Below are 19,126 nucleotides of genomic sequence, written 5' to 3'. Positions count from 1 at the left end.
GTTGTCGGATCCTGTCGGTGCTGGCCGGTAGCGTTGAAGCATGACCTCCTGGAACACCCTTCCCCGCGCAGCCTTCGATCTCGAAACCACCGGACGAAATTCGCGTGCCGCGCGCATCGTCACGGCGTCGGTCACCGTGGTGGACCACAGGGGGGACGTCATCGCCGAACACGAATGGCTGGCCGATCCCGGCGTCGAAATCCCTGCCGAGGCCAGCGATATCCACGGCGTCACCACGGAGCAGGCCCGGCGTGAGGGGCGGCCGGCCCACGAGGTCACCGGCGAGTTGGCCACCGTCCTGCAGGACCTGTTCGACGCCGGGATTCCTGTCATTGCCTTCAACGCCAGCTACGACTTTACCGTCCTGGCCGCGGAGTCCGCCCGCTACGGCGTCCGGCAGTTGAGCCGCTTCCCCGTCCTGGACCCGTTCATCATGAACAAACAGGTGGACCGTTACCGCAAGGGTAAGCGCACGTTGACGGCCTTGTGTGAGGAGTACGGCATCACGCTGGACAACGCCCATACGTCGGCCGCGGATGCTTTGGCCACGCTCCGGATGCTGGATGCCATGGCCATCAAGTTCCCTAAGCTCAAGATGCCGGCCAGCCAGCTTCACGAACTGCAAAAGGACTGGGCTGTTAGCCAAGCCGCAGACTTCCAGAACTACCTGCGCAAGACCAAGCCCGCCGCGGTGATTGAAGGCGAATGGCCTGTCCTTCCCCCGGAAGACGCCAGCGGTGACTTTTAGCTGAGAGCTAACTCACAATTAGGCGGGGAACCGCGGACAGCCCCCATGGGAATCCTTGGATTCGGCTACGAGGGCATCATTCATTCATCAGATGTTTAGAAACAAATACATTGGTTCGTATATTCGGCCAACAGCGCCTTCAAGCATGATTTTATTCTCCTGAAAGCGCCGAAAGCCTAAAATGAGAAGATTAAGTTCAGTGGTAATCCCGCCCCGGCCGGCCACCAGATGGGAACAAGGCGCCCGGCGCCACACGCGCAGCCTTAGGCCCGGTTCAATTTATGACTCTGATGAAAGTGACTTTCTCATGAAGACCAATGCCATGAAATGGCTGACCAGCATTCCCGTCGCCATTGCCCTTGCTGTCTCGCTGGCCGCCTGCGGCTCGGGGACAGCGCAGCGAAGCGGCACGCCAACCGACGCCCTCGCCGGCAGCGACCAGCAGACGCTGGACAAGTACACCACCGCCGACGTCACGCCGTTGGACAAGATCGACAAGACCAAGCTGGGCCTTGTCACCGACGGGACCTTGCGCGTAGGCACGCTTTCTGACGCTCCGCCCAACATCTTTATTGACCCGTCGGGCAACTTCACCGGTTACGACAACGAACTCCTGCGTGCAATGGGCGAAAAGCTGGGGCTCAAGGTCGAGTTTGCCTCCACGAAGTTCCAAGCGCTTCTCAGCCAGGTCAAGAACAAACAGTTTGATGTTGGGTCCTCGTCGATTTCCACCACGGACGCCCGCCGCGAAAGCGTTGCTTTCACTAACGGTTACGATTTCGGCTACATGGCTCTGGTGACCAAAGAAGATGCCAAGGCCCAGACGTTTGCCGATCTCAAGAGCGGGCTGCGCATTGGCGTCGTCAGCGGCAGTGTGCAGGAAGACTACGTCAAGAACACCCTGAACCTTGAGCCGGTTGCATTCCCCGACTACAACACTGTCTTTGCCAGTCTGAAGAGTGGCCAGGTGGATGCCTGGGTGGCTCCCTCGCAGCAGGCCACAGGCCAGGTCAAGGAAGGTGACGGCACGAAGATCGCCGAGAAGAAGCTCAACACGCAAAACTTCACTGCCTACGCGGTGGCCAAAGACAACCCGGCCCTCCTCGAAGCACTGAACTCTGCCCTGGACGCGATCGTTGCCGATGGCACCTGGACCAAGCAGACTTCCCAGTGGTACACGGACCGCAAGACCGCTGCCGAGCAGACCCCCGAGGGATGGAAGCCGGGTAGCAAGGCCGTCCAGGTGGCTGCGAACTAGAAACCGGCAACCCAGAGAAGATAGCGACGCCAATGGATTACCTGACACGACTCGGAGAAACCTTCCTCGACTGGGGGCAGATCGCCGAAGTTCTGCCAAGCATGTTCACCGTGGGCCTGCCCAATACGCTGCTGCTGGCGATCACCTCAGGACTGATCGGGGCATTCTTCGGCCTGGTCCTGGCCCTCATGGGGATCTCCCGGAATCCTGTGGCACGGTGGGCCGCCAGGGCCTACACGGACGTGTTCCGTGGGCTGCCCGCGGTCCTCACTATCTTGGTCATTGGGCTTGGATTCGGGCCTATTTACCGCGAAATCACAGGGAGTAACAGCCCGTACCCGATGGGCATTGCTGCGCTTTCCCTGATGGCAGCCGCGTACGCAGGCGAGATCTTCCGCTCCGGTATCCAGAGCGTGGAGAAGGGGCAGTTGGAAGCTTCCAGGGCCCTGGGCTTCGGCTACGGCCCCTCGATGAGGCTCGTGGTGGTACCGCAAGGAATTCGCCGGGTGCTTCCGGCACTCATGAACCAGTTCATTGCCCTGATCAAGGACTCTTCACTGGTCTTCACCTTGGGCTTGTTGGCCACGGAACGCGAGCTGTTCCAGATCGGCCAGGACGCTGCCGCGCGCAGCGGCAACCTGTCCCCCTATGTAGCTGCGGCCATCTTCTATCTGGCCATGACCATTCCGCTCACGCACCTGGTGAACTACATCGATAACAGACTGCGGACCGGCAAACCGGAAAAGCGTGAACCGGACGAGCTGGCGGCACCTATCGGCAAGGGGGCACAGGCATGACGGAATTTACTTCCGGCACCCTGACCGGCAAGAACCTGCACCTTTCGTTCGGGCACAACCATGTGCTCCGCGGCATCGACCTCCACGTGGAGAAGGGCACCACGGCTTCGGTCATCGGTCCGTCCGGCTCCGGAAAGTCGACGCTCCTGCGCGTCATGAACCGGCTGATCGAACCGGACCAAGGCGACATCCTGCTGGATGGCCGGTCGGTCCTGAAGGACAACCCGGACGAGCTGCGCCAGCGGATCGGCATGGTCTTCCAGCAGTTCAACCTGTTCCCGCACAAGACCGTGCTGGACAACGTCTCGCTCGCGCTGCGCAAGCTCCGGAAGCTCTCCAACGAGCAGGCGCGCGCCGAAGCCCTGGAGCAGCTGGACCTGGTGGGCCTCAAGCACAAAGCTGACGCCCGCCCGGCCAACCTCTCCGGCGGCCAGCAGCAGCGTGTCGCGATCGCCCGTGCGTTGGCCATGAAGCCTGAGGTGATGTTCTTTGACGAGGCCACCTCCGCGCTGGACCCCGAGCTCGTGAAGGGCGTCCTGGCGCTGATGGCCGACCTCGCCAAGGGCGGCATGACCATGGTGGTGGTGACCCACGAAATGGGCTTCTCCCGCAACGTCTCAGACACCGTCACGTTCATGGACGCGGGCGTGGTGGTCGAATCGGGTCCGCCCGAGCAGATCTTCACCTCGCCCGCAACGGACCGGCTGAAGGGCTTCCTTTCGGACGTGCTCTAGTCGCACCAACGGCAAATCCCCGCCTCCCAGACATTTCCCCCCACGCATGGTGCGGGGATTTGCCCGGGAGACGGGGATTTCTTGCTTAAGCCGTGGACTGCATATGAGGGCGCCCGACGCCGGGACTAAACTTTGGCGGCAGCGGCGGCCCTTGCGGCGGCCGGGAGAGCGTCAAAGATCCGGTTCATCGCGGCGTCATCATGGGCGGCCGAGAGGAACCAGGCCTCAAAGACCGACGGCGGCAGGTAAACTCCGGATTCCAGCATGGAGTGGAAGAACGGCGCGTACCGGAAGGTTTCCTGCGCCTGGGCGTCGGCGTAGTTGTGGACGCCGTTGGCGGACGTGCCGAACGCCACCGAGAACAGGTTTCCGGCGAACTGGATCGAGTGGTCCACGCCGGCACCATCCAGGGCCTCGGACAGTGCAGAGGCGAGTTCCAACGAGCGGGCGTCCACAAACGAATACACGTCGCGGGTGGCGTGAGTCAGGGTGGCGACGCCCGCTGCCATGGCCACCGGGTTCCCGGAGAGCGTGCCCGCCTGGTACACCGGGCCCAGGGGCGCGAGGTAGTCCATGACGTCGGCACGCCCGCCGAGGGCCGCCGTCGGCATTCCGCCGCCGATGACCTTCCCGAAGGTCAGCAGGTCAGGGGTCCACGGGTCCGCTGCGTCAGCAGCGCCCCCGGTGAGCCCCCAGTAGCCGGAGTAGCCGGTGCGGAAGCCGGTGAGCACCTCGTCCAGAATCAGCAGGGCGCCGTGCTCGCGGGTGATGCGGGAGAGCCCCAGGTTGAAGCCCTCCCCCGGGGTCACCACGCCCATGTTGGCGGGGGCGGCTTCGGTGATGACGGCCGCGATGTTGGGCCCGTGCGCAGCAAAGGCTGCTTCGACGGCGGCGAGGTCGTTATAGGGCAGAACCAGCGTTTCTGCGGCAGTGGCTTCGGTGACGCCGGCCGAGCCCGGCAGCGCCAGGGTGGCAACGCCCGATCCTGCAGCGGCAAGCAGCCCGTCCAGGTGGCCGTGGTAGCAGCCGGCGAACTTGATGATGAGGTTCCGGCCGGTGAAGCCGCGGGCCAGCCGGACTGCCGTCATCGTGGCCTCGGTGCCAGTGGAAACCATACGGACACGTTCGGCAGCCGGCACGCGCTCCTGGACGATGGCTGCCAGGTTGGCCTCGTCCGGGGTGGACGCGCCGAAGGAGAGGCCTCGGTCTACCGCCGCGTGGACCGCTTCCAGGACAGCAGGGTGGGCGTGTCCCAGCAGCGCCGGCCCCCAGGAGCAGACCAGGTCGACATATTCTTTGCCGTCGGCATCGGTCAGGTACGGGCCTTTGGCCGACACCATAAACCGCGGGGTTCCACCCACCGAGCCGAAGGCCCGGACGGGTGAGTTGACGCCACCAGGCATCAGGGTTTGGGCACGGGCGAAGAGGTCTTCGGAGCGAGTCATGCCCCTATTCTTCCATCCCGTGCGGTGGCATGCGGCGCCACCGCCACCTGCTGGCGCTGGATACAGTGGCCGCCCGATGAAGAAACTGCCCGCCTCAGCGATCCGCGAGCATGTCCGCGAGCATGTCCGCAACGAGAGGCGCCACCTTGGAACCGAACAGCTCGATGGAACGCATCATCTGCTCGTGGGGCAGCGTGCCACTGCTGTACTTCATCTCGAAGCGGTCCGCACCGAGGGTGCTCTTGAGCCGGGCCACCTTCGCCGCCACCGTTTCCGGGGAACCAATAAACAGGGCGCCGTCCTCGTCCGCAGCAGCTTCGTACTCGCCGCGCCCCGCCGGTCCCCAGCCGCGCTCCGCGCCGATCTTATTGCGGGTGGCGAGCCAATGCGGGTAGTACTCCTCGAGGGCCTGCTCGTCAGTCTCGGCCACATAGCCGGGCGAGTGCACGGACAGAGCCTGCGGTTCCTTACCGGCTTCGGCCAGGGTGCGGCGGTAGAGGTCGGCGTAGGGGCGGAAGCGCTCAGGCTCGCCGCCGATGATCGCCAGGACCATCGGGTAGCCGTAGGTGGCCGTGCGGACCACAGACTGGGGTGAGCCGCCCACCCCGATCCAGGTGGGAAGCAGGCGGCCCTCCACGTGCGGATAGACCATCTGGCCCCGAAGCGACGCCCGCGTCCGGCCGTCCCAGTTCACCGGGTTCTGGGACCGTACGCGGTCAAAGATGTCCAGCTTCTCCTCGAACAGGGCGTCGTAGTCGCCAAGGTCGTAGCCAAAGAGCGGGAAGGACTCGGTAAACGAACCCCTGCCCAGGATCACTTCGGCGCGGCCGTTGGAGAGGGCGTCGAGTGTGGCGAAGCGCTGGAAGACGCGGATGGGATCGTCCGAGCTCAGGACCGTGACCGCACTGCCAAGCCGGATGTTTTCCGTGGCCGTGGCGATGGCTGCGAGCACCACGTCCGGCGCGCTGACGGCGAAGTCCTTGCGGTGGTGCTCCCCCACGCCGAAGGAGTGTAGCCCGACGGCGTCGGCCACCTTGGCCTGTTCCACCACCTGCCGCAGCACCTCGGCGTGGTGCTTGGGTGCTCCGTCGGCAGCCAGGTCGACGTCGCCGAAAGTGCTGACGCCAAGCAGGATGGAGTTTGCAGGGACGGGGGCCGTGGGGTTGCCCGGCGCTGACGGAGTGATGACGGAAGGCTCGCTATTTTCATGCATACGCATACAAACCACGGAGCATCCGGAAACATTCCCCGCCGGGTCAGGATTCCTTCAGCCAGCCGGCAACTTCGGCGGCCCAGTAGGTCAGCACTGTGTTGGCACCGGCCCGTTTGATGCCCAGGATGGATTCCGTGATGGCACCGCGCCGGTCGATCCAGCCGTTGGCTGCGGCAGCCTCGATCATCGCGTATTCACCCGAGATCTGGTATGCCGAGACAGGCACGGGGCTCATGGCGGCGACGTCAGCCAGGATATCCAGGTAGCTCATGGCCGGCTTCACCATGACCATGTCTGCGCCTTCCTCAAGGTCAAGTTCCACTTCGAGGAGGGCTTCGCGGCGGTTGGCAGCGTCCATCTGGTAGGTGCGGCGGTCGCCCTTAAGCTGCGAATCCACGGCTTCCCGGAAGGGGCCGTAGAAGGCGGAAGCGTACTTGGCCGCGTAGGCCAGGATGACGGTGTTTTTGTGGCCGGATTCCTCGAGTGCCTGGCGGATGACGGCGATCTGGCCATCCATCATGCCGGAGGGTCCCAGCACGTGGGCGCCGGCGTCGGCCTGGGCAACGGCCATCTGGCCGTAGATTTCCAGCGTGGCATCGTTGTCCACGTAGCCGTCGGCGTCCAGGACGCCGCAGTGGCCGTGGTCAGTGAATTCGTCCAGGCAGACGTCGCCCATGATCACCAGGTCGTCGCCCACCTCGGCGCGGACATCCCGGATGGCCTTATTGAGCACGCCGTCCGGGTCAAGGGAAGCGGTGCCGCGGGCATCGCGCACGGCGGGGACGCCAAACAGCATGATGCCGCCCACGCCCAGTTCCACGGCTTCCGCTGCGGCGCGCTTGAGCGAATCGGTGGTGTGCTGCACAACACCGGGCATGGAGGAAATGGGCAACGGCTCGCTGAGGCCTTCGCGGATGAACGCGGGCAGAATCAGGTCCGCCGGAGCCAGCCGGTATTCAGCGGTAAGCCGGCGCATGGCGGGCGTGGTGCGGAGGCGGCGCGGGCGGTGGTTCGGAAAGCTCATCGGGTGTTCCCTTCGTTGGCGAATACGGTGCCCAGCGCGGCCACTATGCCGTCCGGGGTGGGGACTTGGGCGGTGGCGGCCACCGGGATGCCAAGGGCGGCAGCCTCCGCCGCCGTCGGGCGTCCGATGGCGACGAAACGGCAGCGGCCCAGCGGCAGGAGGGTCGCGGCGATGCGCCGGGCGGCGCTTGGCGAGGCGGCCACAACGGCGTCGAGCGTCCCGGCGTCGAGCTCCCCGCGGGTCTGCGACTGGCTGAGCTCACGGGGAGCGACAGAGTGGGAGATTCCGACGGTGGACGGCAGTTCCGCCTCCAGGCGGAGTTCTTGCCGGGCCGGGTAGTCCACGGTGTGGTAGGCCACAACGGCGGTAACGTCGGCGCCCTTGGCTGCCAGGCCATCGCGCAGTGCAGGGGCCGCGATGTCGGCCTGTGGCAACAGCACGCGCGCCGGGGCGGCGGTCCACAGTTCCACGAGCCCCTCGGCGGACTGGACGTCCACCGGGGCGAGCGCCACGGGGATGCCCGTGGCCTCGAGGATCCGCCGGGAGGACGGTCCGATGGTGGCCACCCGCGTTCCCGCCGGCACCAGTGCCGCCGGCGTGGTGCCGCGCTCAATGGCTTTTTCCACGAGCACACGCACCGTGGTGATGCTGCTGACCACCAGCCAGTCGAAGCCACCGGCCGCCAAGGTATCCAGGGCGGCATCGAGGGCCGGCTGGTCCGCGGCCCGTTCAAAGTCGATGAGCGGCAGGAGCAGCGGTTCGGCCCCCAGGCCGCCGAGCAGCGCGGCCAGCGGCCCGGCACGGTCGGCGCTACGGGTGATCAGGACGCGCCGGCCACCCAGAGTGCCCGCCAGGTCATCAAGAGGCGGCAAGGTCCGCGATCTCCGCGGCGCCGGCAGCGAGCAGGAGCTCGGCCACCTCGATGCCGAGCAGCGTGGCACCGACTTCGGTGAGACCGTCCGTTGCCTTCTTTTCGCGTATTGCCTTGGTGCCGTCCACGGCGCACACCGCCGCTTCGAGGTACAGCATGCTGCCCTTGCGGTAGGCGAAGGCACCCACGGGGGCAGCGCAGCCGGCCTCGAGGCGGGCCAGCACGGCACGCTCGGCGGTCACGGCGAGGCGGGTGTCCTCGTCGTTGAGCGCGGCAAGGGCTTGCGCCAGAACACCTTGCGAGCCTTCGGTGGAGCCTGCCTTCCGGGGGGCGTCGGCACTCCGGCATTCGATGGCCAGCGAACCCTGCCCTGGCGCTGGCAGCATCACGTCCAGCTCGAAGAATTCGCTGATGGTGTCCAGGCGGCCGATGCGTTCCAGGCCTGCGGCGGCCAGCACGACGGCGTCGAGGTCCCCTGGTGCGCCTGCCGCGTTGCCGGGCAGCCCGGGCACGCGGCCCAGTCGGGTATCCACATTGCCGCGGATGTCCTGCACGTCCAGGTCAGGGCGGGCGGCCCGCAGCTGGGCAGCACGGCGGGGCGAGCCTGTGCCCACCTTTGCGCCCTGCGGGAGATCTGCCAGCTTGAGGCCATCGCGTGCGCACAGGGCATCCCGCACGTCGGCACGTTTGGGTGTTGCGGCGATGGTTAGGCCCAGCGCAGCGCCCGTAGGGAGGTCCTTGAGTGAGTGCACAGCGACATCGCAGGTGTCCTGCAGCAGTGCATCGCGCAGCGCCGCTACAAACACCCCGGTGCCGCCCATCTGGGACAGTGATCCTGTCTTGACGTCGCCTTCGGTGGTGATGTGCACCAGCTCTACCGGGAAGCCTCCGACGGCGGCCAGCTGGTCCGCCGTCTGCTGCGTCTGGGTCAGTGCCAGCTTGCTGGCCCTGGTTCCGATCCGTACTGTCACTGCGTTCCTACTCCCCCGGCAGCGCCCGCGGACGCGGCCGGATATGCGTCATGTCCGGTCCCGACGGTGGTGTCGGCTCCGGCGATGGTGGGCTTCTCGCCGCGGAAATTGGCGCAGCAGCCCGGCCGGCAGACGTCATACCAGGGGCCCAGGCCGGTCACGGAGGGCCGGTCGCCAATGTTGTTGGCGAGCGTCCGTTCGGAGATGAGGTCAACCAGGCCATTCACAAACTTCCGGTGCGTGCCCGGGGTAGGCACACGCGTGGCAGCCAGGCCGAGGGTGCGGCAGGTCTCCAGGGCTTCGGTGTCGAGATCCCAGACAACTTCCATGTGGTCGCTGACGAAGCCCAGCGGGACGATGACGATGCCTTTGATGCCCTGGCCCGCCAGGTCTGCGATGGCGTCATTGATGTCAGGTTCAAGCCACGGGACGTGGGGCGCGCCCGAGCGGGACTGGTACACGAGGGACCAGGGGGCGGTCAGGCCTGATTCGGCCTGCACCCGGCTGATGACGGCTGCGCCGGTGGCCAGGTGCTGGGCAACGTATGCGGATCCTTCTTCGAACTCGCGAGGCTCGTCCCCGGACCGTCCGGCGGCCTCGGCATCCCGGGTCGGGATGGAGTGGGTGGCAAACAGGATGTGCACAGGGGCGTCCGGCGTTCCCGCAGCCGCGAGCTGCGCCCGCACGTCCGCGAGTCCGGCGGTGGTGCCTTCCACGAAGGGCTCCACAAAGCCCGGGTGGTCGAAGTACTGCCGGACTTTGTCCACCTCAATCCGGCCGTCCAGCCCCGACTCCGCCAGGGCGATGCCGATGTCCTCGCGGTACTGGCGGCAGCTGGAGTAACAGGAGTAGGCACTCGTGGTGACCATCAGCAGTTTGCGGTGGCCGGCGTCGTACGCGTCCTGCAGCGTCTGCGGAATGTAGGGGTCCCAGTTGCGGTTGCCCCACAGCACCGGAAGCTCAATGCCGCGGGCCGAGAGTTCCACTTCGAGGGCAGCCTTGAGTTCGCGGTTTTGCTGGTTGATGGGGCTGATGCCGCCGTTGGCCCGATAGTGGTGGGAAACCTCTTCGAGCCGCTCGTCCGGGATGCCGCGGCCGCGGGTGACGTTGCGCAGGAACGGGATGACGTCGTCCTGGCCCTCGGGCCCACCAAAGGAGGCCAGCAGGACGCCGTCATAGTTTTTGGGCGCCATCCGGCCGGCCTCGGTGACCGGGTTGATTCCGGTGAGTTCGGCGCCCGCAGCGGGCTCGGGCCGGGTCATGCGAGGACCTCAGCGACTTCTGCGGCGGTGATGCGGCGGCCCGTGTAGAACGGGATTTCCTCCCGCACGTGGTTGCGTGCTTCGGTAGCGCGGAGGTGGCGCATCAGGTCCACGAGGTCCACCAGTTCGGGAGCTTCTAGGCCCAGGATCCACTCCCAGTCGCCCAAGGCGAAGGAGGATACCGTGTTGGAGATGACCTGGGGGAATTCCCGGCCCAGCAAGCCGTGGTCGCGGAGCATCTTGCCGCGTTCGTCGTCGGGGAGGATGTACCACTCATAGGAGCGCACGAACGGGTAGACGCAGAGCCATTCGGCCGGGGCCACACCGCGTGAGTAGGCCGGGGTGTGGTTCTTGGCGAATTCGGCTTCCCGGTGGACGCCCATGGCGGACCAGACAATCTCCGTTCCAGCGAAGAGCGTGCTGCGGCGGATGTCGCGGATGGCCTGCTGCAGCGCTTCGGGCTTCGAGCCGTGGAGCCAGACCATCACATCGGCGTCGGCGCGCATTGCGGAGACGTCGTAGCTGCCGCGGTGCGTCACTCCAGCCTCGGCCAGTCGGAACAGCAGGGCATCGAAATCGGCGGCAGCGTCAGCGCTGCGCACGAGTTCCTCGGACCGCTTGAAAACAGTCCAGAGAGTGAAGAACTGCTCGGCTGATTCTTCGGTTTTAGTGACAGATTCGGCAGAAGTGTGGCTCATGGTTACCAGTTTGCCCCTTCCCCACCGCCAAGTCGAAACCGGCGACTTCTACAAGACGTAGAAGTGCTTAATGTCACAGCTTCGGCCAAGTGAGGGTTTTGAGCCGATCCGCCATAGTGGTCAGATCTTGCGGATCCGGGTAAAAAGGAGTCCAGCGGCCCCGGCAGACCCCACCAGCCCCACACCAAGCCAGACCTTCGCAGGTTCGGCCGCCGCAGCTGCCGCCGTGGCCGAGGCCATGTTGTCCCGGCTGGCGGGTGCGTTTCCGTGGCGCCCCGGTCCCGAAACAGGCGTGGCGTCGGCGCCCGTGGGCTGGTCCGCAGCGGGATCGCCGGCCGGCCCGGAATCTTGGGTCCCGTCAGCTGAGGCGCCGGGTTGGCCGTCCGGCTGCGTGCCCGCCGGTAAGCCGGTGGCATCCGGCGACGTGCTCAGCGGCACCGGAACGCTCGACGGCGATCCTGGGCTCCGGGGCGTCGTGACCTGCGGATTCGTGCCCTGCGGAGTCGTGCCGTGGGGCGCTGAGCTGGCAGGCGCCGGTGGAGCGGACGACGTAGGCGCAGGTGAGGTCGGCGTCGTGGGCGTAGGGGCGGGAGACGGTGTAACCGTGGCCGTCGGAGTTGGAGGGCCTGAGGGCGCCGGAGTCGGTTGGGGCGAGGCTTTGGTCTGTCCGCCGGAATCTCCCAGGAGGCCATTCAGCAGGCCAGTGACCCTGGAAAAGTCTCCATCCGCTGCTACCTCGGCGGAGGCGGTGGGATCAGTACTGCCGCCTGGGATGCCGGCACGCCGGCGGACAGGACCAGTACCGCTCCGACAGCAGCCACGGCAGCGCCACGCCGGAGTCCCCCATGGATACTGGTCTGGGAACGGGAAAAGTCGGACCTGTAAATAACCATGGTTATCGACCCTAGCCACGTCAGGGGGTGGACGGAAAACCGAAACCTGCACCCCGGGGCGGCCTTTTCAAGGCCCGTATTCCGCTGAACAGGGGCGATGGTCAGCTGAGCAGGCTGCGAATTTCTTTTCGGGTATCGGCCACCACGGCGGCAAGTCCGTTGCCGGCCACCCATCCGCCCACTATGCCAAGACCAGCCTCTGCGGCGCAGAGTTTCCTGACCTCGGCCACCCGCGCCTTGTGTCCCACGGCCGCGAACGGCAGGGCCCCTTGCCACCTGACAACATCCCAGCCGACGACGTCGGTCTCCTGCACCGGGACGTCCAGCAGTGCCGAAGCGTCATGCAAGGCAGCTGCCAGGAAGTCGGGGGCAGTGGCGGGGGTCCCGGCCGCGTGTTCCGAGGCTTCCAGGCGGCCGTACGAGAGCCGCAGGACGTGCGTCCCGGGACCTGCCGCGGCGGCCAGCCAATCCCACTTCGCGGTTGCATGCGTCAGGGCTTTCGCCCGGATGCCCGGGGTCTGAGGGGCTACCAGGATCCCGGTGCCCCGCGGCCTGCGGTCAAGTTCGGGTAAGTCCACCACCAGGGTCACCAGCCTGACGTCCGGCCCGCTTTCCGGGCTCCTGCCGGCGAGCCCGGGTACGGCCGCCTGAAGCAGCCCCACTGCGGCCGGGCCGGGCAGCGCCACCACCAGCAGGCCGCCGTCGTACGCCGTGTCGCCGGCAGTAACCCGCCACCCGTCCGTCGTCCGTTCGACGGCGTCCGCGGCTGTACCACTCATCAAGGTGACCCCGCGGCTGCGGAGATCGCTGAGCAGGGCCACCACCAGGGTGTGCATCCCGCCTTCCAGTCCGGCGACGGCGGAACCCGCCTTCGCGGCGGATGACTGGGTGGAACCACGCCGCTGGGCGGCCACCGCGGCCGCGAGGGAACCGTGTTCGCGGATTCCGGCCCGAAGGCCGGGTGCCACCATATCCACGTCCAGGAGGCCGGGGTCCGCGGAGTGCACGCCGCCCACCACCGGGGCCACGAGGCGCTCCAATACCCGGCGGCCCATCCGTGCCCGCACCAGCGCTGCGACGCTGGTGATCGAGGCAGACGCGCCGATCGAAGCCGGCAAGTACTTGTCCAGGGATGCCCGGAGCGAACCCACAAATCCCAGCGATCGCCTGACCTCCGGGTCCCAGGGGTTGGCGGGAATGCCCAAGACTCCGGTTTTGGGCAGTTCGCGCGGGCCGTCCGGAAGCTGCACCCAGGCGCCGCCCGGACGCGGCGCCACAACGTTGCCGCCGAGTCCAAGCTCAGCAGAAAGCTCAGCCACGGCGGAGGAGCGCGTGGCGTAGGACTCTGCTCCGCTGTCCAGGGTGAGGCCGGCCACCATATGACTGCCCACGCAGCCGCCCCAGGATGCGGCCGCCTCCAGGACGGTCACCGCATGTCCGGCAGCTGCCAGCTCCCGCGCTGCCAGCAGGCCCGAGATGCCGCCGCCCAGGACGAGGGCAGCCTGGTTCGGCGTCAAGGAGCTGCTCATGGTCCTACTCCGTGGAAATGGAGTGGATGAGTTCTACAACCCGGGTCAGGACCGTAGGGTCGGTTTCAGGCGGCACGCCGTGGCCGAGGTTGAGCACGTGGCCGGGCGCGGAGGCGCCGGCCGCAATGACCGCACGGACGTGGGCTTCGAGTACATCCCAGGGCGCGGAGAGCAGCGCGGGGTCGATGTTGCCCTGCAGCGGCACCGTTCCGCCCAGGCGCCGGTTGGCCTCATCCAGCGGCAGTCGGTAGTCCACGCCAACCACGTCCACGCCGACATCCCGCATGGCGACAAGGAGTTCGGAGGTTCCGGTACCAAAATGGATCAGCGGCGCGCCGAGGTGGCGGACGTGGTCCAGCGCCCGGGCCGAGGCGGGTGCCACAAACTTGGTGTAGTCGGCCAGGCCCAGCGATCCCGCCCAGGAATCAAAGAGCTGTCCCGCGGACGCGCCGGCTTCCAGCTGGGCGCGGAGGAACAACCCCGATGCGTCGGCGGCCCAGTTGGCCAGCGCAGTCCAGGTTTCCGGGTCCGCGTGCATCATGGTGCGCGGGCCCAGGTGGTCACGGGACGGTTTACCCTCAACCATGTAGGCAGCGAGGGTGAACGGGGCACCGGCAAAGCCGATCAGGGGTATTTTGCCCAGCTCGGCGACGGTCAGCCGTATGGCTTCGCGGATCGGTTCCAGCGCTTCCCACGTCAGCTGTGGCAGAGCGGCAACGTCTGCAGCCGTGCGCACCGGCTTGTCCAGCACGGGCCCCACGCCCGGCACGATGTCCACGCCCACGCCGGCGAGCTTGAGCGGAATGACGATGTCGGAGAAAAAGATGGCAGCGTCGACGTCATGGCGCCGGACGGGCTGCAGTGTGATTTCGGCCGCGAGCTCCGGCCGCAGGCAGGAATCCAGCATGGCCACGCCTTCGCGTACCTTCAAGTATTCCGGCAGCGAGCGCCCTGCCTGGCGCATGAACCACACCGGCCGCCGCGACGGCTTGCCGCCACGGTAAGCGGTGATGAGCGGCGAATCTGCGGTCCGGCCGTCCATCAGCGGATGGCCGGCAGAAAGGGCACTGTTGTTAGACAGGACACTAGACGCGGACTTGGACACGGCGGAGCTGGAAGTCATGCCTTTGATTGTGCCCAAAATTGGTCCTAAAAGATAACGACAGCCTGTCACCTGCAGCCGCCCGGCCGCGCCGTGGCGTGAATCACGGTCCTCCCCCGCCCGTGCATTTTGGTTGGGTTGTTCTACCGGGCAACGAAAAAGCTATGATTGGTCTGCTGTGGTTCTTTTTTCATTGGTGGCTACACACGCCGACATCGACCTTGAGACCGTTGCTCAACTGAGCAACGGTGCTTCCGGTATCGCAACATCCGCACTCTCCGGATCGCCGGCAGTGACGGGTGCGATTGTGCTTGCCACCTGCAACCGGTACGAAATCTACGGCGAAGCGCCCCACGCTGACGATGTTGAGGCCGCACGTGCGGCCCTCGTGTCCGAGATCAGTGGACTCAGCGGACTCAACGAACAGCTTGTGTCCCGCTCCTTCAGCACACGCACCGGCCCCGAAGTCAGCCAGCACCTTTTCGCCGTCAGCGCCGGGCTGGACTCCGCCGTGGTGGGTGAACGCGAAATCGCTGGCCAGGTCCGCCGCGCCCTCATCACTGCCCAGCACGAGGGCACGGCCAGCTCCGGCCTGGTCCGCCTCTTCCAGGCGGCCTCCAAGACGGCCAAGGATGTCGGGGCGCAGACCGCCCTCGGTTCCCGGGGCCTGTCCATCGTTTCCGTGGCACTGGATCTGGCCACCGATCTTTCCGAGAGCCCCGACTGGTCCGCGAAAAAGGTGGTGGTGTTCGGCACCGGCGCCTACGCCGGCGCCACCATGGCGCTGCTCCGCGAAAGGGACTGCACCGACATCTCCGTGTTCTCCTCGTCGGGACGCGCCGAAGCGTTCGTCGCCACCCGCGGCGGAACATCGCTGGACAGCAGTTCCCTGCCGGTAGCCGTGGCGGCGGCCGACGTCATGATCGGCTGCAGCGGCTCCGACACCCGGGTCGAGGCCGGCGAACTTGCCGAGATCCGCGCGGGCTCCGTCCAGCCGTTGATCGCGATTGACCTCGCCCTCACCCATGATTTTGACCCTGAGGTTGGCCAGCTCGACGGCGTCGAGCTGCTCACGCTGGAATCCGTGCGTTTGGCGGCACCCCAGGAACAGGCCGAGTCCCTCACCCAGGCCAGCGGCATTGTGGCCGGCGCGGCCCAGGCCTTCGAGCAGGAACGGGAAGCCCGCTCGGTGGATTCCGCCATCGTGGCCCTCCGCCGCCACACCATGAACGTCCTGGACGCGGAAATGGAGCGCGTCCGCGCCCGCCACGGCTGCACCGCCGCCGCCGAGGAAGTGGAATTCGCCCTCCGCCGGATGGTCAAGCAGCTGCTGCACGTGCCCACCGTCCGTGCCCGTGAGCTGGCCGCCAACGGCCAGCAGGACGACTACGTGTCGGCGCTCGAAACGCTCTACGGCATCACCGTGGAGCAGCCCGCTACGGCAGCGCAGGCGGAGTGCCCCGTGGACCACCTAGGCTTCGAAACCGCCTGACCTGCCCGCCCGTTGCTCTATCAGTTTTGGCTCTCAACCGAACGTTTTAGGGTCCAAAAGTGATAGAGCAACCGGCTAGTAGACCGGCTTTTGCGGCTCCACGTCGCGCACCCAGGCCAGGATCCCGCCGTCGAGGTGGCTGACCCGCTGGTAGCCGGCCTTCCGCGCGGCCTCCAGCACGTTGGCTGACCGGGTGCCGGCCTTGCAGTGGAACACAATGTCCTTGTGCTGTGGGAGTTCCGCCCAGGCCTCCCCCGCGAGGATCCTGCCCTGCGGGATCAGCACCGAGCCGTCGATGCTCACGATTTCGTGTTCTCCGGTCTCCCTGACGTCCACCAGCTCGAAGTCCTTCAGGCCCGCCTTACGGGACGCCAGCATGGTGGCAAGCTGGGTTGCTGTTACCGTGTGCTCCGTGTCTGCGGCGACGGCTGGAGTGATGCCGCAGAAGGCTTCGTAGTCCGTCAGTTCCGTAATGGGGGCCGCTGCCGGGTCCTTGGACACGCGGATCTCGCGCCAGCTGCCGCCCAGCGCATCAAACAGTGCCACCCGGCCTAGGAGTGAACGCCCGACGCCGGTGATCAGCTTGACTGCCTCGGTCACCATGAGTGATCCCACGGCAGCGCAGAGCATGCCGAAGACGCCGCCCTCGCCGCAGGAGGGCACAGACCCGGCCGGAGGGGCCTCCGGGTAAAGGTCCCGGTAGGTGGGTCCGTGCTTTTCCCAGAACACGCTGACCTGGCCGTCGAAGCGGAAGATCGATCCCCACACGTAGGGCTTGCCGAGAATGGCGGCGGCATCGTTGACCAGGTAGCGGGTTGCGAAGTTGTCCGCCCCGTCCAGGATCAGGTCGTAGTCTGCGAACAGTTCCAGCGCGTTGGAGGCATCCAGCCTGACGTTGTGCAGCCGGACCTCCACGAGCGGGTTCAGTGCGGCGACGGCGTCCCGTGCGGACTCGATCTTGGGCCGTCCAACGTCGGCCACACCGTGGATCACCTGGCGCTGGAGGTTGCTCAGGTCAACGTGGTCGTCGTCGACGATTCCCAGGATTCCCACACCCGCCGCCGCCAGGTAGAGCAGCGCCGGCGAACCCAGCCCCCCGGCACCAATGACCAGCACCTTGGCGTTCTTCAGCCGCCGCTGCCCCACCGCTCCGATTTCGGGAATGATGAGGTGCCGCGAGTAGCGTTCCACCTCGGCCGGCGTCAGTTCACCGGCGGGCTCCACGAGCGGTTTAAACGAGACAGGGGAATCATTTGCGGTCAAAGTCGAAGCCATACCCCAATGTATGCCCCGAGATGCCGCCAGGTCATATTACCGCGCAGTATTGTGTAGGTAACGGCAAGCGAAAGTAGGGCAACTGTGGTCCATGAAGCACGGGCTGACCGGGCGTCCGGCGGCGAACCGGCCGCACCCGAACCGGCCGCACCTCAACGGACCGCCGGCCAGCGGTCCGCCCGGCTTCCCCGGGATGAGCGCCGGGCACAGCTTCTCGCGGCGGCCCAGGAGGTTTTTGTCGCCAACGGCTACCACGGCGCGGCCATGGATGAGATCGCCGAGACGGCGCATGTCAGCAAACCGGTGCTGTACCAGCACTTCCCGTCCAAACGCGAGCTGTATCTTGCACTGCTGGACAGCCATCTCGCGTCGCTGACGGATCTGATGCTCGGGGCCCTGAGTTCCACCGATGACAACGACGAACGCGTGCAGGCAGTGATGCGCGCTTACTACCGCTTCATCGCCAGCGATGACCAAGCGCACCGCCTGGTCTTCGAATCGGACCTCATCAACGATCCCGATGTCAGTTCACGCCTCGAGACATTCAACAAGACGTTCGCGGATGCCGTGGCCCGCGTGATCGCCGAGGACACCAAACTGCCGCACCTGGAAGCACAGCTCCTGGGGCGCGGCCTGGCCGGAATGGCCCAGGTCAGCGCACGGTATTGGCTTGAAACGGATGGGAACCTGGACCTCGATGTGGCCAGCGACCTCATTTACCGTTTAGCTTGGCGCGGAATCTCTCGCTTCCCCAAAGAGTCCTAGACTACAAATAAGAGAACCCAAAGAAACTTTGATTGGCTGGGAGGCCCCCTGTTGGAAATTAAGATCGGCATTCAGAACATTGGCCGCGAAATCGTCCTGGAATCGGCTCAGGATGCAGACACTGTAGCCACGGTTGTTGAAGAAGCCATCACCAAGGGCACCGAACTCCGCCTCAAGGACGACAAGGGCCGCATCATCATCATTCCCGGCAACGCCCTGGGCTACGTGGAAATCGGCGCCGAAGAGGCCCGCAAGGTCGGTTTCGGCCAGTTCTAGCAGGTCCGCGGCTGGCCGCCTTGGCGGTTGGCCGCTGCTTTCCGAGGAGATTAGATGCTTTCGCTGACCATCGTTGTCCTGGTCGCAGTGACCGCAGGTTTTATTGTCTGGGCCAATGACAAGCGCCACACCCGGTATGGAACGGGGTTGCCCGCAGGGGTTGCCGTTGTGGTGGCTGCAGTCAGCTGGATCATCTTTATCGCGGCAGGATTCGGCTACCAGCAGGGCCTGACGTGGATTCCCTGGGTCCTGCCCATGGCGCTGGGCACCGTCGCTGCCATCGGGACGGTCATCTACCTCGGGCGGACCCGCGAAGGCCACGATACTCAGCGGCTGACGCAGGCGCTCAAACTGTAGGCAATTTCTTATAGGACGGTGACCACCACCCAGCAGGGTGGTGGTCACCGTCCTTTAAGCCACCGGCTGGGCAATAGCACCGAGCCGGGCGGCAGCAGCACTCACGGCCGCCGCAGCAGTGGCATCCCGCTCAGTGGCCTCGCCGCCGGCGTCGTGGGACGTATAGCGGAGATGGACCTTGTTGTAGCGCCAGTCAAGGTCCGGGTGGTGGTTCTGCTCTTCGGCCAGGCGTCCGACGGCGGCAATCAGCTCGAGTGCGGCGGCCGCCGTCGGCGTCTTATAGACAGCAACGAGCCCGCCCTGCCGGTACTGCCAGTCAGGCAGCGCGGCGAGGACGGCCTCGACCTGCTCGCGTGTGAGTGTGTCGTGTTTGCCAGCCATAGCGGCCTCCTTGGCTCGTCCGGTGAGCCCGCCGC

20 protein-coding genes are annotated in these 19,126 nt (G+C 66.1%); 8 read left to right on the top strand and 12 right to left on the bottom strand.

Annotated elements, in window-relative coordinates; all coding sequences use genetic code 11:
- The first annotated feature begins 40 nt into the window (after positions 1 to 40).
- From QK290_RS00530 to QK290_RS00515, 4 genes are all read left to right on the top strand, one after another.
- Positions 41 to 748 carry a 3'-5' exonuclease gene (locus tag QK290_RS00530; protein WP_282328822.1) on the top strand — a complete coding sequence of 236 codons (708 nt, stop codon included), beginning with the start codon at positions 41 to 43 and terminating at the stop codon, positions 746 to 748.
- Between the two features lie 307 nt (positions 749 to 1,055).
- The gene (locus QK290_RS00525; RefSeq protein WP_282328821.1) at positions 1,056 to 2,006 is read left to right on the top strand and encodes an ABC transporter substrate-binding protein; all 951 of its coding nucleotides are present in this window, start codon (positions 1,056 to 1,058) and stop codon (positions 2,004 to 2,006) included.
- 32 nt (positions 2,007 to 2,038) lie between these two features.
- Positions 2,039 to 2,803: an amino acid ABC transporter permease gene (locus tag QK290_RS00520; RefSeq protein ID WP_282328820.1), complete on the top strand. Its 765-nt coding sequence runs from the start codon at positions 2,039 to 2,041 to the stop codon at positions 2,801 to 2,803.
- Complete coding sequence (locus QK290_RS00515) at positions 2,800 to 3,537, top strand: amino acid ABC transporter ATP-binding protein (protein WP_282328819.1); 738 nt, start codon at positions 2,800 to 2,802, stop codon at positions 3,535 to 3,537. The genes QK290_RS00520 and QK290_RS00515 overlap by 4 nt, the downstream gene beginning before the upstream one ends.
- A gap of 125 nt (positions 3,538 to 3,662) precedes the next feature.
- On the opposite strand, the gene hemL is transcribed toward QK290_RS00515, so the two are convergent.
- From hemL to hemE, 10 genes are all read right to left on the bottom strand, one after another.
- On the bottom strand, positions 3,663 to 4,982 hold the full coding sequence (gene hemL, locus QK290_RS00510; protein WP_282328818.1) for a glutamate-1-semialdehyde 2,1-aminomutase: 1,320 nt from the start codon (positions 4,980 to 4,982) through the stop codon (positions 3,663 to 3,665).
- A 94-nt stretch (positions 4,983 to 5,076) separates the two neighbouring features.
- Positions 5,077 to 6,195, bottom strand: coding sequence for an LLM class flavin-dependent oxidoreductase (locus QK290_RS00505; protein WP_282328817.1), 1,119 nt, complete (start codon positions 6,193 to 6,195; stop codon positions 5,077 to 5,079).
- A 43-nt stretch (positions 6,196 to 6,238) separates the two neighbouring features.
- Complete coding sequence (hemB, locus tag QK290_RS00500; RefSeq protein WP_282328816.1) at positions 6,239 to 7,219, bottom strand: porphobilinogen synthase; 981 nt, start codon at positions 7,217 to 7,219, stop codon at positions 6,239 to 6,241.
- Positions 7,216 to 8,091, bottom strand: a complete 876-nt coding sequence (locus QK290_RS00495) for a uroporphyrinogen-III synthase (RefSeq protein WP_282328815.1) — start codon at positions 8,089 to 8,091, stop codon at positions 7,216 to 7,218. Before QK290_RS00495 ends, hemB begins: the two co-directional genes overlap by 4 nt.
- On the bottom strand, positions 8,078 to 9,061 hold the full coding sequence (hemC, locus tag QK290_RS00490; RefSeq protein ID WP_282328814.1) for a hydroxymethylbilane synthase: 984 nt from the start codon (positions 9,059 to 9,061) through the stop codon (positions 8,078 to 8,080). The genes QK290_RS00495 and hemC overlap by 14 nt, the downstream gene beginning before the upstream one ends.
- Positions 9,058 to 10,323, bottom strand: coding sequence for a ferrochelatase (locus QK290_RS00485; protein ID WP_282328813.1), 1,266 nt, complete (start codon positions 10,321 to 10,323; stop codon positions 9,058 to 9,060). Before QK290_RS00485 ends, hemC begins: the two co-directional genes overlap by 4 nt.
- On the bottom strand, positions 10,320 to 11,021 hold the full coding sequence (hemQ, locus tag QK290_RS00480) for a hydrogen peroxide-dependent heme synthase (RefSeq protein WP_282328812.1): 702 nt from the start codon (positions 11,019 to 11,021) through the stop codon (positions 10,320 to 10,322). The genes QK290_RS00485 and hemQ overlap by 4 nt, the downstream gene beginning before the upstream one ends.
- Before the next feature lie 120 nt (positions 11,022 to 11,141).
- Entirely contained in the window at positions 11,142 to 11,459 is a 318-nt protein-coding gene (locus QK290_RS00475; protein WP_282328811.1) for a hypothetical protein, read from the bottom strand.
- Positions 11,460 to 12,015: 556 nt separating this feature from the next.
- Complete coding sequence (locus QK290_RS00470) at positions 12,016 to 13,443, bottom strand: FAD-dependent oxidoreductase (protein ID WP_282328810.1); 1,428 nt, start codon at positions 13,441 to 13,443, stop codon at positions 12,016 to 12,018.
- Positions 13,444 to 13,447: 4 nt separating this feature from the next.
- Positions 13,448 to 14,566, bottom strand: coding sequence for a uroporphyrinogen decarboxylase (gene hemE / locus QK290_RS00465; protein ID WP_282328809.1), 1,119 nt, complete (start codon positions 14,564 to 14,566; stop codon positions 13,448 to 13,450).
- A 157-nt stretch (positions 14,567 to 14,723) separates the two neighbouring features.
- Here hemE and QK290_RS00460 point away from each other — a divergent pair, with 157 nt between their 5' ends.
- Entirely contained in the window at positions 14,724 to 16,037 is a 1,314-nt protein-coding gene (locus QK290_RS00460; protein ID WP_282328808.1) for a glutamyl-tRNA reductase, read from the top strand.
- 75 nt (positions 16,038 to 16,112) lie between these two features.
- On the opposite strand, the gene moeB is transcribed toward QK290_RS00460, so the two are convergent.
- Positions 16,113 to 17,312 (bottom strand): molybdopterin-synthase adenylyltransferase MoeB, encoded by a 1,200-nt coding sequence (moeB, locus tag QK290_RS00455; protein ID WP_282328807.1) that lies wholly within the window; start codon positions 17,310 to 17,312, stop codon positions 16,113 to 16,115.
- A gap of 84 nt (positions 17,313 to 17,396) precedes the next feature.
- Between moeB and QK290_RS00450 the strand changes: the two genes are divergently transcribed.
- The 3 genes from QK290_RS00450 to QK290_RS00440 are packed head-to-tail and all read left to right on the top strand — an operon-like array spanning position 17,397 to position 18,710.
- A complete protein-coding gene (locus tag QK290_RS00450) occupies positions 17,397 to 18,077 on the top strand; it encodes a TetR/AcrR family transcriptional regulator (protein WP_282328806.1) in 681 nt (226 codons plus the stop codon).
- A 51-nt stretch (positions 18,078 to 18,128) separates the two neighbouring features.
- Positions 18,129 to 18,353: a DUF3107 domain-containing protein gene (locus QK290_RS00445; RefSeq protein ID WP_160672408.1), complete on the top strand. Its 225-nt coding sequence runs from the start codon at positions 18,129 to 18,131 to the stop codon at positions 18,351 to 18,353.
- A 54-nt stretch (positions 18,354 to 18,407) separates the two neighbouring features.
- The gene (locus tag QK290_RS00440) at positions 18,408 to 18,710 is read left to right on the top strand and encodes a hypothetical protein (protein ID WP_282328805.1); all 303 of its coding nucleotides are present in this window, start codon (positions 18,408 to 18,410) and stop codon (positions 18,708 to 18,710) included.
- A gap of 54 nt (positions 18,711 to 18,764) precedes the next feature.
- On the opposite strand, the gene QK290_RS00435 is transcribed toward QK290_RS00440, so the two are convergent.
- Positions 18,765 to 19,091: a 4a-hydroxytetrahydrobiopterin dehydratase gene (locus QK290_RS00435; protein ID WP_282328804.1), complete on the bottom strand. Its 327-nt coding sequence runs from the start codon at positions 19,089 to 19,091 to the stop codon at positions 18,765 to 18,767.
- Positions 19,092 to 19,126: the final 35 nt, after the last annotated feature.

This window comes from Pseudarthrobacter sp. AL07 (genome assembly GCF_029960665.1).
Lineage (GTDB): Bacteria > Actinomycetota > Actinomycetes > Actinomycetales > Micrococcaceae > Arthrobacter.
This window is presented reverse-complemented; position numbering and strand designations above follow the sequence as displayed.

Coding starts and splice junctions, on each gene's coding strand:
- QK290_RS00530 (WP_282328822.1), top strand. CDS start 41: ATGACCTCCTGGAACACCCTTCCCCGCGCAGCCTTCGATCTCGAAACC.
- QK290_RS00525 (WP_282328821.1), top strand. CDS start 1,056: ATGAAGACCAATGCCATGAAATGGCTGACCAGCATTCCCGTCGCCATT.
- QK290_RS00520 (WP_282328820.1), top strand. CDS start 2,039: ATGGATTACCTGACACGACTCGGAGAAACCTTCCTCGACTGGGGGCAG.
- QK290_RS00515 (WP_282328819.1), top strand. CDS start 2,800: ATGACGGAATTTACTTCCGGCACCCTGACCGGCAAGAACCTGCACCTT.
- hemL (WP_282328818.1), bottom strand. CDS start 4,982: ATGACTCGCTCCGAAGACCTCTTCGCCCGTGCCCAAACCCTGATGCCT.
- QK290_RS00505 (WP_282328817.1), bottom strand. CDS start 6,195: ATGCATGAAAATAGCGAGCCTTCCGTCATCACTCCGTCAGCGCCGGGC.
- hemB (WP_282328816.1), bottom strand. CDS start 7,219: ATGAGCTTTCCGAACCACCGCCCGCGCCGCCTCCGCACCACGCCCGCC.
- QK290_RS00485 (WP_282328813.1), bottom strand. CDS start 10,323: ATGACCCGGCCCGAGCCCGCTGCGGGCGCCGAACTCACCGGAATCAAC.
- hemQ (WP_282328812.1), bottom strand. CDS start 11,021: ATGAGCCACACTTCTGCCGAATCTGTCACTAAAACCGAAGAATCAGCC.
- QK290_RS00470 (WP_282328810.1), bottom strand. CDS start 13,443: ATGAGCAGCTCCTTGACGCCGAACCAGGCTGCCCTCGTCCTGGGCGGC.
- hemE (WP_282328809.1), bottom strand. CDS start 14,566: ATGACTTCCAGCTCCGCCGTGTCCAAGTCCGCGTCTAGTGTCCTGTCT.
- moeB (WP_282328807.1), bottom strand. CDS start 17,312: ATGGCTTCGACTTTGACCGCAAATGATTCCCCTGTCTCGTTTAAACCG.
- QK290_RS00440 (WP_282328805.1), top strand. CDS start 18,408: ATGCTTTCGCTGACCATCGTTGTCCTGGTCGCAGTGACCGCAGGTTTT.
- QK290_RS00435 (WP_282328804.1), bottom strand. CDS start 19,091: ATGGCTGGCAAACACGACACACTCACACGCGAGCAGGTCGAGGCCGTC.